The 12584-nt window shown below is 53.2% G+C and carries 17 protein-coding genes; 16 read left to right on the top strand and 1 reads right to left on the bottom strand.

Going from position 1 to position 12584, the window contains the following annotated elements; all coding sequences use genetic code 11:
* The first annotated feature begins 115 nt into the window (after window positions 1–115).
* Window positions 116–964, top strand: coding sequence for a YitT family protein (locus L971_RS00350; RefSeq protein WP_024371844.1), 849 nt, complete (start codon window positions 116–118; stop codon window positions 962–964).
* 75 nt (window positions 965–1039) lie between these two features.
* On the top strand, window positions 1040–1711 hold the full coding sequence (locus L971_RS00345) for a permease (RefSeq protein WP_047373761.1): 672 nt from the start codon (window positions 1040–1042) through the stop codon (window positions 1709–1711).
* Window positions 1712–1769: 58 nt separating this feature from the next.
* Here the strand turns inward: L971_RS00345 and L971_RS00340 are convergent, their stop codons facing one another.
* Window positions 1770–2582 (bottom strand): Cof-type HAD-IIB family hydrolase, encoded by an 813-nt coding sequence (locus L971_RS00340; RefSeq protein WP_024371846.1) that lies wholly within the window; start codon window positions 2580–2582, stop codon window positions 1770–1772.
* 163 nt (window positions 2583–2745) lie between these two features.
* On the opposite strand from L971_RS00340, the gene L971_RS00335 reads away from it, so the two are divergent.
* From L971_RS00335 to L971_RS00270, 14 genes are all read left to right on the top strand, one after another.
* Window positions 2746–2940: a YjzD family protein gene (locus L971_RS00335; protein ID WP_024371847.1), complete on the top strand. Its 195-nt coding sequence runs from the start codon at window positions 2746–2748 to the stop codon at window positions 2938–2940.
* Window positions 2941–3006: 66 nt separating this feature from the next.
* The gene (locus L971_RS00330; protein WP_024371848.1) at window positions 3007–3426 is read left to right on the top strand and encodes a co-chaperone YbbN; all 420 of its coding nucleotides are present in this window, start codon (window positions 3007–3009) and stop codon (window positions 3424–3426) included.
* Window positions 3423–4205, top strand: coding sequence for a phosphatidylserine decarboxylase (locus tag L971_RS00325; RefSeq protein ID WP_051151422.1), 783 nt, complete (start codon window positions 3423–3425; stop codon window positions 4203–4205). The genes L971_RS00330 and L971_RS00325 overlap by 4 nt, the downstream gene beginning before the upstream one ends.
* Before the next feature lie 127 nt (window positions 4206–4332).
* Entirely contained in the window at window positions 4333–4959 is a 627-nt protein-coding gene (locus L971_RS00320; RefSeq protein ID WP_047373760.1) for a YqeG family HAD IIIA-type phosphatase, read from the top strand.
* A 134-nt stretch (window positions 4960–5093) separates the two neighbouring features.
* Window positions 5094–6206 (top strand): ribosome biogenesis GTPase YqeH, encoded by a 1113-nt coding sequence (gene yqeH, locus L971_RS00315; RefSeq protein ID WP_024371851.1) that lies wholly within the window; start codon window positions 5094–5096, stop codon window positions 6204–6206.
* Window positions 6203–6988: a shikimate dehydrogenase gene (gene aroE, locus L971_RS00310; RefSeq protein WP_047373758.1), complete on the top strand. Its 786-nt coding sequence runs from the start codon at window positions 6203–6205 to the stop codon at window positions 6986–6988. Before yqeH ends, aroE begins: the two co-directional genes overlap by 4 nt.
* Window positions 6989–6993: 5 nt before the next feature.
* Window positions 6994–7290 (top strand): ribosome assembly RNA-binding protein YhbY, encoded by a 297-nt coding sequence (gene yhbY / locus L971_RS00305; RefSeq protein WP_024371853.1) that lies wholly within the window; start codon window positions 6994–6996, stop codon window positions 7288–7290.
* On the top strand, window positions 7287–7856 hold the full coding sequence (locus L971_RS00300; protein ID WP_047373757.1) for a nicotinate-nucleotide adenylyltransferase: 570 nt from the start codon (window positions 7287–7289) through the stop codon (window positions 7854–7856). The genes yhbY and L971_RS00300 overlap by 4 nt, the downstream gene beginning before the upstream one ends.
* Entirely contained in the window at window positions 7846–8403 is a 558-nt protein-coding gene (yqeK, locus tag L971_RS00295; protein ID WP_029335754.1) for a bis(5'-nucleosyl)-tetraphosphatase (symmetrical) YqeK, read from the top strand. Before L971_RS00300 ends, yqeK begins: the two co-directional genes overlap by 11 nt.
* Before the next feature lie 10 nt (window positions 8404–8413).
* Window positions 8414–8761 carry a ribosome silencing factor gene (rsfS, locus tag L971_RS00290; RefSeq protein WP_024371856.1) on the top strand — a complete coding sequence of 116 codons (348 nt, stop codon included), beginning with the start codon at window positions 8414–8416 and terminating at the stop codon, window positions 8759–8761.
* Complete coding sequence (locus L971_RS00285) at window positions 8761–9486, top strand: class I SAM-dependent methyltransferase (protein WP_024371857.1); 726 nt, start codon at window positions 8761–8763, stop codon at window positions 9484–9486. Before rsfS ends, L971_RS00285 begins: the two co-directional genes overlap by 1 nt.
* Before the next feature lie 156 nt (window positions 9487–9642).
* Window positions 9643–10221 carry a hypothetical protein gene (locus tag L971_RS00280; protein WP_231557536.1) on the top strand — a complete coding sequence of 193 codons (579 nt, stop codon included), beginning with the start codon at window positions 9643–9645 and terminating at the stop codon, window positions 10219–10221.
* A gap of 110 nt (window positions 10222–10331) precedes the next feature.
* Window positions 10332–11801, top strand: a complete 1470-nt coding sequence (locus L971_RS00275) for a catalase (RefSeq protein ID WP_024371859.1) — start codon at window positions 10332–10334, stop codon at window positions 11799–11801.
* A 65-nt stretch (window positions 11802–11866) separates the two neighbouring features.
* Window positions 11867–12553 (top strand): hypothetical protein, encoded by a 687-nt coding sequence (locus L971_RS00270; RefSeq protein WP_024371860.1) that lies wholly within the window; start codon window positions 11867–11869, stop codon window positions 12551–12553.
* Window positions 12554–12584: the final 31 nt, after the last annotated feature.

Here is a 12584-nt window from a genome sequence, read left to right as displayed (position 1 = left end):
GGCCGGCTTGTTTTTTATTCGGCACCGTCTACAGATTGGCTTATTTTAATGATAGGCAGCGCCTGGAATCTATGTTATCTTGATTCTTAGCTATTTTTGAAAGGGGAGACAAAACTTGACGGAAGCCGTTAAAGAACATGCTCGCATCGGAATCGTTTCGATTATTGGGGGAGTGTTCGTTGCATTATCCATGACATTATTTTTAATCCCGGCGGGGGTATACTCGACCGGATTTACAGGGCTCGCCCAAATCTTTACGCAACTGTTTGCGGGGACACCGTTTGAGCTTGGGGAAGGGATTTGGTTCTTCGTCTTAAACGTGCCGTTGTTGATTGTCAGTTACTTCATGCTCGGCAAGAACATGATGATTCATACGCTCATCAGCGTCGCGGCTGTCACCGTGTTCATTCGCGTGCTTCCACAATCGCAGCTCCTCTCGGACGACCCGCTCTTGAACGCCGTGTTCGGCGGGGTCTTGCTTGCGATCGGTTCGGGGATCACGATTCGCTTCGGTGCCTCGACGGGTGGATTCGATATCGTCGCCCTCATCTTGGCGAAGTTTACGAACAACTCGGTCGGCGTCTACTTGTTCCTTATGAACATGATGATCGCGCTCTGGGCCGGTGCTTTATTCGGATGGCAGACGGCGCTGTACACGATCGTCTTCTTGTATGTGACATCGAAAGTCATCGATGAGATCTATACGAACACGCAGCGGCAGACGCTCTTCATCGTCACGAGCCACCCGGATGAAGTGACGAAAGAATTGCACCAGCACGTCTTCCGCGGCATCACGCTCATGCCGGCGATCGGCACATACTCGAAAGTCGAGAAGGCGACGCTCATGATGGTCGCCCAACGCCACGAAGTGCGTGAAATCACGCGCATCTGTAAGGATGCCGACCCGACCGTCTTCATCAACATGGTCCCGACCGAAGATGTCGAAGGCGCGTTCCGACGCTAAAATGAACCCCCGCTGAGTATTCGGCGGGGGTTATTGTATAGTTAGCAATAAGAATGATAGAGGGGCGGTTGCGTGATGATCGGAGTCAGTATTGCGACGAAGTGGGAATATGACGCGACATTGGACTATTATGATGTAAAAGACGAGGAGCGTTTCAGTTACCCGTATGGCGAGTATTTCAAGAGGACGCTTGATGACGTCGAACTTATTTTCTACAGCACCGGTGTGCGGAAAGCGAATGGGGTCGGTGCCAATCAATATATGATGTCTCGCTTCAATTTAGCAAAAATAATCGTGGCTGGGACGTGTGCCGGAATCGACGATACATACACTGACTTGGATATTTTTGTGCCTCATCGCGCCGTTCAATACGATTGCACGGTCAAGGAAGTGGAGCCGCTCATCAAGCCATCGTTTATCGTCGAGCTTGGGATAGCGAATTACGGAGACGATTTTTTGAGCGGTACCATCGCGACGGCCGATCGCGCGGTTGTGATGTGGAACGACTATTTGGAACTGAAGGAACACGGCATCACCATCGCAGATACGGAAGCAGGGGCCATCGCATATATCTGCAAGATAAATGACGTCGAATGCATCATCATCAAAGGCATCTCAGATTTCCCGACGGATGAACGCGACGCGAATCCAGTCGACTCGAATGCGGAACAAATCAAGGTGTACATCGCGAACACCCCGAAAGTCATGACTAAGATTTTTGACGACTATTTGTGGCGCTTTATTTGACCGATTTTTAGAGCTGAACGCAAAAACACACCGACTGCATGCACAGACGGTGTGGAGATTATGCTTTGATGCCGAGTTTTTCTTCGAGGTAGATGGCGATCCCGTCGTCCATGTTCGAGGCGGTCACTTCGTTCGCGACAGCTTTCAACTGGCTGATGGCGTTGCCCATCGCGACACCGGTCCCGACGTAGTCGAGCATCTCGAGGTCGTTCTCCTCGTCACCGAAGGCGATGATGTTCTTCCGGTTGATGTTCAAGTGTTTCGACACTTCACGAAGGCCGAGTGCTTTCGACGTGTTTTGGCTCATGACCTCGATCATGTGCTCGGGCATCCGCCATTGACGGTTCAACACGGCCTCGGCGTGAACTTTGTTCAAGCGCGAACGGACGTGGTCGACGTGCTCTTTCGTCGCATGGATGAGAAGCGATGTCGGCTCTTCCTGTAAATGTTTGAGCAAGTCGCCTGATGTGACGCTGAGCGCCCGTTCGGCGTAAGGGCTGTAAAACTCTTGCGGATCTTTATGGAAATAGACGTGGTCGGTCACTTCGACGACGATGTTATGTGCTCTCGTCTCTGACACTTCTTCGATGATATCGTGTGCCGTCTTGAGCGGGATCGGACGGTGAGTCACCGCGTAAGACGTGTCTTTTGGATGGTGGACGAGCGCTCCGTTGAAGTTGATCAAAGGCGTCGTCAAGCCGAGCTGTTCGTAGTACATGATCGAGTGGCGTTGGGGACGTCCCGTCGCAATCATGACTTCATGACCCGCCTCCCGAGCCGCCTGTAGCGCGCGGATGTTCCGGTCGCTGATCGTCTTGTCGTCTCGTAACAACGTACCGTCTAAATCAACTGCGATTAAATAACGTGACATAAGTCATCCTCTTTTCTTCGATGTGCTGTTTCTCTGACGGTATCATACTTCCGGTTTCAACGGAAAGAATATACAATCGAGGTCGCACATTCTATGGTAACAATGCTATACTAAGGTCGTATGGATTTTTCATGAATCATCTGTGAGATGGAGGGGACTTTCGATGCGTTATTTAGTCACATTGTTCTGGGCGATCTTGCTTTCGAACACAGCAATCTTTATCATTTCTGCTGTCGATGGCGTGCCATTCAATGCGATGCTCGCGACAGCGTTTGGCGTGGTCATCACAATCTTTATCGTACTCTTGGATACGCTTAACCGCGATATGGGGATCAGCGACGTCGCTCAAGAGAAGTAAGGCGTTCACAATCAAACTGACTCACATCTGAGTCAGTTCTTTTTATATCTGAAGGAGGAACCAACTATGAAAAATGATGCAAAACGCGCGAACTTTATCACGTTCGCAATCATCGGTGCCATCATCGTCATCGGTATCGGGCTGTTGTTCTTTTTGAACAACGCGAACGAAGAGGAAGGCGTCAACGCCGTCACGGCAGAAGAGCTGGAGACGAAGATTTCGGAAGAAGAAGAGGTCGTCGTTTACTTCTGGCAGACTGGCTGTGAGTACTGTGAACAAGTGAAACCATACGTCGAGCCTCTCGTTGAAGAGTACGATGCCGTCTCGATCAACTTGGCCGACCATAACGTCTGGACGACATACGGCATTAACGGCACCCCGACCGTCATCCGATTCGAGGACGGTCAAGAGACAGGGCGCATCGAAGGAGCCGTCTCTGAGCAACAATATGAGACGTTCTTTAAAAACGAGGAGGGCGAACAGTGATCAAAAGTCGTTTCTACCAGACGTTGTTTGAACTGAACGCCTCGCCGTTCATCGCCAAACGGCTCCGGTCGTTCGCTGAGTCACCGATCAGCCGTCCGCTCATCCCTTCATTTGCTAAACTGTATGCGATCGATCTCGAGGAAGCGAAAGATCCGATCGCGACGTATCCGAGTTTGCACGCCTTCTTCACGCGTCACTTGAAAGACGGTGTCCGTCCTATCGATGAACGCGCCGACGCCATCGTTTCCCCGTGCGACGGGAAATTGTCGATCGTCACGGACATCTCAGACGATAGCCGCTTTGAGGTGAAAGGGCAGTCCTACACGCTCGCCGAGTTGCTCGGCTCTCAGCAAGAGGCGCGTCGTTACGCAGGCGGCACGGTGTGTGTGCTTTACTTGAGCCCGCGCGACTATCACCGCGTCCACGTCCCGCTCGCCGGGCGCGTGCTCAGCCATTATGAGCTCGGCGATCGATCGGCCCCGGTCAATGAGATCGGTTTGACGGAGACGGTCCGTCCGCTCTCGCGCAACTATCGCCGGGTCACACGCTTTGACAGTGCGGCCGGCGTGTACGAGCACGTCATGGTCGGCGCCTTGAACGTCAACACGATCGAGTGGACGCATGACGCGTCTGAAGTGGCGAAAGGCGAGGAAGTCGGCTACTTCTCGTTCGGCTCGACGGTCGTCCTTTGCTTCGAGAAAGGGAGGGTCGCGATTGACTCGTCAAAAATCGGTCCGGTCCGACTCGGTGAAGCGATCGGAACGATCCAAAACGGCTAATTCACAAACTTTTTCTTTCCGGCCAAACGATACACTAGTCGTTTGGTCGGTTTTCGTTTACCATAGAAGGGATATCAATACTTGTATGAGTAGTTGAATCGCTTTAGATAATTGGAGGAATTCAAACGTGTTTAATCGACTTTATCCGAAACAGTTCGTCGCGTCAGTCTTTGACATCGACCTTGAAGAATTGAAAGACCGTGGTGTCCGCGTCATCTTGACGGACCTTGATAATACACTCGTGGCCTGGGACGTCCCGCACGCACCGGAGCTTCTTTTGCTATGGTTGGAAAAAGTGAAATCACACGGACTCGATGTCATCGTCGTGTCGAATAACAACGAGAACCGCGTCCGAACGTTCACGGAACCGCTCGGTCTTCACTACGTGTCGCGCGCGAAAAAGCCATTGCCGTCAGGGTTCAAGCAGGCGCTCGCCAAATACGGCTACTCGACGAAGGAAGCGATCTTCTTAGGGGACCAACTGTTCACGGACGTGCTCGGCGCCAACATGGCCGGCATCCACGTCATCCACGTCGAACCTGTCGTCAAGACGGACGGTCTCGTCACGAAGTTCAACCGTATGCTCGAGAAAGTCGTGTTCGCGCACATGAAGCGCCGCGGGAAGTACGTATTGAACACGAAGAAAGTCGAGGAGATCGCCGTCGATGCGAAGCGGGCCAAAGTGGCTGTCGCTGAGAAAATCGGGGAAGCGATGCACTCGCGTTCCGAAGATTCACATAAAAAAGATGAATAAGGACCTCGAACGCACAGGAAGAAGGAGGCTGTCCTTGTACGGCGCGTAAGGCGTCGGAATTAACGCTTCAGGAGTAGCGGCGAGGCGCTACAGCGAATGAAGAAGAGGAAACTTAAATGACAGCAGACAACGCTATGGAAGAAACAAAACGTTATTGCGCCGGTTGCGGCGTTCTCATTCAAACGGAAGACCCGGCTGGTGTCGGGTATGCCCCGAAATCGGCACTCGATCGCGAGATCGTCATTTGCCAACGATGCTTCAAATTGAAACACTACAACCAAATTCAAGACGTCGAACTGACAGATGACGACTTCTTGCGCATCTTGAACGGGATTGGCGCGCGCGAGGCGCTCGTCATTAAAATCGTCGACATCTTCGACTTCAATGGGAGCTGGCTCCCGGGACTCCAACGTTCGGTCGGATCCAATCCGGTCCTCTTGGTCGGAAACAAAGTCGACTTGTTGCCGAAATCGGTCAACCCGAACCGGATGGCGAACTGGATGAAGAGCGAGGCGAAAGAACTCGGCTTAAACCCGGTCGACGTCCATTTGATCAGTGCCAAAAAAGGGCACGGCATCGACGAGCTCGCCGAGAAGATCGAATATTACCGTAAAGGCAAAGACGTCTACGTCGTCGGTTGCACGAACGTCGGGAAGTCGACGCTCATCAACCAGATCATCAAGCGTTTCGGCGAAGAGGACGAGGCGATCATCACGGTCAGCCATTTCCCGGGAACGACGCTCGATTTGATTGACGTCCCGCTCGATGACGATGCGAACCTTTACGACACGCCAGGGATCATCAACCGCCACCAAATGGCCCATTACGTCGATGCGAAAGATTTGAAGACGATCACCCCGAAAAAAGAGATCAAACCGCACGTGTTCCAATTGAACCCGCAGCAGACGCTCTTCTTCGGCGGACTCGCCCGTCTCGACTACATGGAAGGCAACAAACGGTCATTCGTCGTCTACATGTCGAACGAGTTGAAGACGCACCGTACGAAGCTCGACAAAGCGGACGAGTTGTACGAGAACCATATCGGCAAAATGCTCAACCCGCCGAACGAGAAGACGCTCGAAAAATTGCCTCCGCTCGTTCGTCACGAGTTCAGTCTCCGTGACGGCGTCAAGACGGATATCGTCTTCAGCGGACTCGGTTGGGTCGCCATTCACGGCAAAGGCGGCCGTATCGCTGCTTGGGCCCCAAAAGGAGTTGCCGTCACGTTGCGTGAGGCGCTCGTATGAGACTGGCCGTCATCGGTCACCCGATTGCTCATTCGCTCTCTCCCGTCCTGCACGAGCAGTGGCTGAGGGCGTCTGGGCTTTTCGGGCGCTATGAGGCGATCGATGTCACAACAGCCGAGCTCGCACCGTTGTTTCAAGCGATGCGAGACGGGGACTTTGACGGATTCAACGTGACGATCCCGTACAAAGAAGCGGTCATCCCGTTGCTAGACGATTTAGAGGAGGCAGCCAAGTCGGCTGGCGCCGTCAACACCGTCTATAAACGAGACGGTCGTTTAATCGGGGCAAACACGGACGGCATTGGTCTCGTGACCGCACTCGACCCATACACCGACTGGACGGGCCGTGTGCTCGTCATCGGGGCGGGTGGAGCGGCGCGTGGGATCATCCATGCGTTACCGACGCGAAATGTCACGGTCACGAACCGAACGATGAGCCGGGCCGAGCGTCTCGCAGACGAGTTCGGCATCGAGTCGAGCACGCTGTCAGACGTCGACGTCTCACGGTATGACGTCATCATCCAGACGACATCAGTCGGGATGGACGGGGTGTCATCCCCGTTATCGTTAAATCGATTACGACAAAACACCGTCGTTTGTGATATCATATATCGTCCACTCGTCACACCATTTTTAAGCGAAGCCGCCGAACGCGGTGGAAAAACCGTCAACGGGATCGCCATGTTCGTCGGACAAGGCGCCTTGGCGTTTGAACGTTTTACAGGTGTGAAACCGGATCAACTTGTTGGAATGAAGTTAATTGAGAGCTTATTGGAGGAATAGAAATAATGTTATCAGGTAAACAAAAACGTTTTTTACGTTCAGAGGCCCATCACCTCTCGCCGATCTATCAAGTCGGTAAAAATGGTGTCAGCGAAGCGATGTGCAAAGACATTAGTGACGCGCTCGAGAAGCGTGAACTGTTGAAAGTGCAAGTGCTCCAAAACTGTGCCGACACGCCGAAAGACGTGGCCGGAGAGCTCGCTGAAGGTACGAAAGCCGAAGTCGTTCAAGTCATTGGGAAAGTCATCGTCTTGTACAAACAGGCGACGGAGAAAGAAAATCGCCAAATCAAACTTCCATGAGCCGCATCGGTTTGATGGGAGGGACGTTCGACCCGCCACATCTCGGTCATCTGCTCATTGCCGAACAGGCGCGGGAACAACTCGACCTTGATGAGATTTGGTTTCTGCCAGCGGCTATCCCGCCCCATAAGTCCGGGTTCAGTCCGGCAGACGACCGAATCGAGATGACGCGACGGGCGATCGCGGACAACCCTGCCTTCAAGCTCAGTATGATCGAGTTCGAACGAGAAGAACCGTCGTATACGGTCGAGACGATGAAACGGTTGCGTGAGCGCTATCCCGACGACACTTTCTTTTTCTTGATCGGTGCCGACTCGCTCGAAGCGCTCGAGAAATGGTACGATTACGAGACACTCATTCAGCTCGTCACGTTCGGCGCCGTCGCTCGTCCCGGAAGCCGCTATCGTCTTCCGAAACGGGCCGATGTCCGGACGATCGACATGCCGCAGCTTGAGATCTCGTCGACCGACATCCGGGAGCGCGCGAAGCGGAACCGCTCGGTCGCCTACCTCGTGCCGGCTGACGTCGAAACTTATATCAAGGAGCATGGACTGTATGACGTATGAAGAAGCGAGAACGTTGATTGAACAGACGTTGCCCGAAAAACGACTCATCCATACGCTCGGCGTCGTCGAGGCGGCTGAACGCTTGGCGCTGAAGTATGGAGAGAACGTGGAACAGGCACGTCTGGCAGCGATGTTGCACGACTATGCGAAATATTTTGACCGTGATGAGATGCGCCGGGTCGTCTTGGACGAGCCGCTCGACCCGTTGTTGCTCGAATTTGATGACGAGTTGCTCCATGCGCCGGTCGGTGCGGTCTTGTTGGACCGCACTTACGACCTGGACGCTGCCGTCGTATCCGCCATCAAAAATCATACGACGGGTGAACCGGGGATGTCGCGCCTCGACCAGATTTTATTCGTGGCCGATGCGATTGAACCGAACCGAAACTATCCTGGCGTCGAACTGTTGCGCGACGTGGCCGAAACGTCACTCGAGGCAGCCGTCGTCGCGACGCTGCGCCAGACGATCCACCATTTATTGAACAAGTCGGTGCGGATTTTCCCACTGACGATCGAGACGTATAACCATTTTGTGAACACACCTTAGGAGGGTCAATATGACTGTAAAAGAACAACTAGAATTGATTGTGAAAGCTGCGGACGACAAACGTGCCGAAGACATCGTCGTCCTCGACATGGAAGGAATCTCACCGATCGCGGACTATTTCGTCATCTGCCACGGGAACTCAGAGAAGCAAGTCGAAGCGATCGCGCGCGAAATTAAAGACGTCGCCGGTGAGAACGATCTCCCGCTTCACAAATTCGAAGGCATGGACACGGCTCGTTGGGTGCTCGCTGACCTCGAGAACGTCGTCGTCCACATCTTCCATCGCGACGACCGCGACTACTACAACCTTGAGCGGCTGTGGGCTGATGCGCCGCACATCGAAGTGGAAGTCGGCTAATGGCGTACGAAGGGTTCGCCTACGTATACGATGAGTTGATGAAAGACGCACCTTACGGGGAGTGGGTCGCGTTCGTGCGGCGTCATTTGCCGGACGGTGCGTCGCTCGCCGACGTCGGATGCGGGACGGGTTCTGCGACGATTCAACTCGCCGCTCATTACGACACGCTAGGCATTGACTTGTCTGAATCGATGCTTGAAGTCGCCCAAGAGAAGGCGCTTGAAGCTGGTGTTGAGTTGCCGCTTTGGCAGCAAGACATGCGCGAGCTCGAGTTGCCGAGTCCAGTCGATGCCGTGACGATCCTTTGTGACTCGCTCTGCTACTTAGCGGACGAGGCCGATGTCATCGACACGTTTGAGGCGGTGTATGAGCAACTCAAGCCGGGCGGGACGTTCATCTTCGACGTCCACTCGCCGAACAAGATGCAGACGCTCTTCAACCAGAAGACGTACGCGTCGAACGGGGAGGACTGCTCGTACATTTGGTTCGCCGACCCGGGCGAGGCCCCGCTCTCGGTCGTTCACGACTTGACGTTCTTCGTCGCCTTAGAGGACGGGACGTATGAACGTGTTGAAGAGACGCACGAACAGCGGACGTATGAGCCGGGACAGTATATGCAATGGCTCATCGGGGCGGGCTTTCATGTGAAATCGGTAACGGCCGACTTCACGGACAAAGCGCCAGGCCCGGACGCCGAACGCATCTTTTTTGTCGCCGAGAAATAAGACGAGACCTCATCGCTTTTGCGATGGGGTCTTTTTGTCATGCCGAGACCGTCATAGCGATTCGACAAATGCGTGAAGTTTTCAGAGGAATCGTTCCATTCCTGGCTGAAACGGGAATGAGAACAAGAGACATCGGATGGAAGGAAGGAATGTGAGATGAAACTGACACGAGGACGGATGCTAGAGTTCGGTTTCGTTTTGTTCATGGGGATCATTCTTGTCACATCGGTGATCGAAGAGGCGTGGTTTGACGCGAGCGTCGCCGGGGCCGGGATGGTGTCCGGGTTGATCCCGTTCCTATTGGAGAAAGCGTTCAAGACCGAGTTCGACGCGAAGATGAAAGTCGCCTATATTTTGTTTTTGTTTGCGTCGCAATATTTGGGATCGATCGTCGGTCTTTATTCGAACGGATGGTGGGATACGTTTTTACACGTCTTGAGCGGGGTGTTTTTGGCGTTTCTCGGCTATGACTTTTTCAGCCGTCTCGAGGATGACATTCGGCTCGAGATGCCGAAACGGTTCGTCTTCGTCTATATCGTCGTCTTCTCGATGGCGGGGGCGGCGCTGTGGGAGATGTATGAGTTCACGTCCGACCTCGTCTTGAATACGACGATGCAAGGGAACGGGAACGACGACACGATGGTCGATATCGTCGCCGGGTCGCTCGGAGGAATTATCGCGGCGTTGCTGGTGACAGAGATTCACCGGAAAGAACAACAGAAAAATGGTGAATGATAGCGATTACAAAAAAGAGCTCGAGATTCTCGAGCTCTTTTGTTTGTAATAATTATTATCTTTTAATATTATTAACTTTGTAAGAATGATTATAAAGAGGAGGCAACAATATGGATCAACATCGTCGTCTAACTACTAACCAAGGCGTCCCAATCGGGGATAACGCCAACTCCATCACTGCGGGCCGCCGCGGCCCAACGCTTCTCGAAGATTATCAGCTAATTGAGAAACTCGCCCACTTTGACCGTGAGCGTGTGCCGGAACGGGTCGTTCACGCCCGTGGTGCCGGAGCACACGGTGTCTTTAAAGTTAAAAATAGCATGAAACGATATACAAAAGCCAATTTCTTGCAAGAAGAAGGAAAAGAAACTCCAATTTTTGCTCGCTTCTCGACAGTCATCCACGGCCTCGGCTCACCGGAAACGCTCCGTGACCCGCGCGGATTCTCGGTCAAGTTCTACACAGAGGAAGGCAACTATGACTTCGTCGGGAACAACTTGCCGGTCTTCTTCATCCGTGACGCCATCAAATTCCCGGACGTGATCCATTCACTTAAGCCGGACCCACGGACGAACCTTCAAGACCCGGACCGTTTCTTCGACTTCATGTCGCTCACACCGGAGTCGACGAGCATGCTCATCCACTTGTTCAGTGACGAAGGCATCCCGGCGTCATACCGTCATATGCGCGGTTCGTCTGTCCACTCGTTCAAATGGGTCAACGAATTCGGTAACACGGTGTACGTAAAACTCCGTTGGGTTCCGAAACAAGGTATCCAAAACTTGTCGATGGACGAAGCGGCGAAAGTGCAAGCGGAAGACTTCAACCATGCGACGCGTGACTTGTTCAACGCCATCGAAGAAGGCGACTTCCCGGAGTGGGACTTATACGTTCAAATCCTCGACCCGGCCGATATGGACAACTTCGACTTCGATCCGCTCGACGCGACGAAAGATTGGTTCGAAGACGTCATCCCGTATCAACTCGTCGGAACGATGACATTGAACAAAAACGTCGACAACTACTTCGCTGAGACGGAATCGGTCGGCTTCAACCCGGGTGTGCTCGTGCCTGGTATTCAACCGTCTGAAGACAAGATGCTCCAAGGTCGTCTCTTCTCATACTCGGACACGCAACGCTACCGCATCGGGGCGAACTACTTACAGCTCCCGATCAACTGCCCGTTCGCACAAGTGTCGAACAACCAGCGTGACGGCGCGATGCCGTTCAAGCAGCAGACGAGCCCGGTCAACTATGAACCGAACCGCTATGAGGACGCACCGAAACCGGATGCGGCTTATATCGAGACGGAACAGCCGCTCACAGGCGTAGCCGGTCGTCAGAAGATCGAGAAGACGAACGACTTCGGGCAAGCGGGCGAAGTGTACCGCCGTTACTCGCAAGAAGAGAAAGACGCCCTCGTCCGTAACCTCGTCGCCCACATTAAAGAAGTCCGCCACGAGAACACGGTGCTGTTGTTGATCTGCAACTTCTACCGTGCGGACCGTGACCTCGGCGAGCGTCTCTCAAAAGAGCTGAACGTCGACATCACACCGTTCTTGAGCCAAGTGACAGAATAAGCATAGGAGCAGAGTGCGTTTGCGCTCTGCTTTTTTTGCGTATACTAGAGAATGGAGGTGACGAGATGAATGTGCGAAGTGGGGGCTATTTGCTGATCGAACGGACGAAACGAGCCGACTATATGGACGCGCGATTGATTCCGGAGTTCGTCCAGTCAGCGAGTGCATGCATTTGTGAACAACATCCGACGCTTGATGTTCTTTGGGGAACGTCAAACCGTAGTAAGGAGCTGTATCGAGAACGGCTGCGACTCAGCGAAGAAGACTTTCTCATGCTCATAGAATGGGTAGAGTCATACCATGAACGGGGGGAACTCGGATACCCTCAAACGTTTCAGACGATGGAACTCGCGAAGAAATTTCGGGACCGCTTCTTCGCTCATATCGAACTCGACATCATCGAGCTCTGCCTGCCTGAGTCTTATGTTTCTGACTTTTTAGCAGAAGGTGAGGAAGGAGACGGTCCCGAGCGATACGGTGTCGAACGGTTCATTTTACGACACGAACACGACGAGACGGCAGGACGGCCTCTCGGTTATGAAATGCTCGGGTATGAGTATGGCACGTTCCATTCGTATTTGTGCAACGGGTTAGAGCGGGACTTCGCCGAACGATTCACGTTTCGGTTGAATGAGCACGGTTTCATTCCGACGCTCAAAGAAGCGGAACGGTATTGTGCATACAGTAATCAAGAAGACGTGGGGACGGAGCCTGTCTTATGGTTGCCATGGGTCATCTCGAAAGTAGAGTGAAGTCTCTACAATTGTCGGAAGCCTTCCCTCT

Origin of the sequence: Exiguobacterium sp. ZOR0005, assembly GCF_000798975.1 — a bacterium.
In the GTDB taxonomy this organism is placed as follows: domain Bacteria; phylum Bacillota; class Bacilli; order Exiguobacteriales; family Exiguobacteriaceae; genus Exiguobacterium; species Exiguobacterium aurantiacum.
Note: the sequence above shows the minus strand (reverse complement) of the source record. Positions and strands in the feature narration are given on the sequence as shown.

Bases quoted from the DNA above. Each gene is read 5' to 3' on its own strand.
- L971_RS00345 (WP_047373761.1), top strand. From the start codon at position 1,040: ATGATCGGAGTCAGTATTGCGACGAAGTGGGAATATGACGCGACATTG.
- L971_RS00340 (WP_024371846.1), bottom strand. From the start codon at position 2,582: ATGTCACGTTATTTAATCGCAGTTGATTTAGACGGTACGTTGTTACGA.
- L971_RS00335 (WP_024371847.1), top strand. From the start codon at position 2,746: ATGCGTTATTTAGTCACATTGTTCTGGGCGATCTTGCTTTCGAACACA.
- L971_RS00330 (WP_024371848.1), top strand. From the start codon at position 3,007: ATGAAAAATGATGCAAAACGCGCGAACTTTATCACGTTCGCAATCATC.
- yqeH (WP_024371851.1), top strand. From the start codon at position 5,094: ATGGAAGAAACAAAACGTTATTGCGCCGGTTGCGGCGTTCTCATTCAA.
- aroE (WP_047373758.1), top strand. From the start codon at position 6,203: ATGAGACTGGCCGTCATCGGTCACCCGATTGCTCATTCGCTCTCTCCC.
- yhbY (WP_024371853.1), top strand. From the start codon at position 6,994: ATGTTATCAGGTAAACAAAAACGTTTTTTACGTTCAGAGGCCCATCAC.
- L971_RS00300 (WP_047373757.1), top strand. From the start codon at position 7,287: ATGAGCCGCATCGGTTTGATGGGAGGGACGTTCGACCCGCCACATCTC.
- yqeK (WP_029335754.1), top strand. From the start codon at position 7,846: ATGACGTATGAAGAAGCGAGAACGTTGATTGAACAGACGTTGCCCGAA.
- rsfS (WP_024371856.1), top strand. From the start codon at position 8,414: ATGACTGTAAAAGAACAACTAGAATTGATTGTGAAAGCTGCGGACGAC.
- L971_RS00285 (WP_024371857.1), top strand. From the start codon at position 8,761: ATGGCGTACGAAGGGTTCGCCTACGTATACGATGAGTTGATGAAAGAC.
- L971_RS00280 (WP_231557536.1), top strand. From the start codon at position 9,643: ATGAAACTGACACGAGGACGGATGCTAGAGTTCGGTTTCGTTTTGTTC.
- L971_RS00275 (WP_024371859.1), top strand. From the start codon at position 10,332: ATGGATCAACATCGTCGTCTAACTACTAACCAAGGCGTCCCAATCGGG.
- L971_RS00270 (WP_024371860.1), top strand. From the start codon at position 11,867: ATGAATGTGCGAAGTGGGGGCTATTTGCTGATCGAACGGACGAAACGA.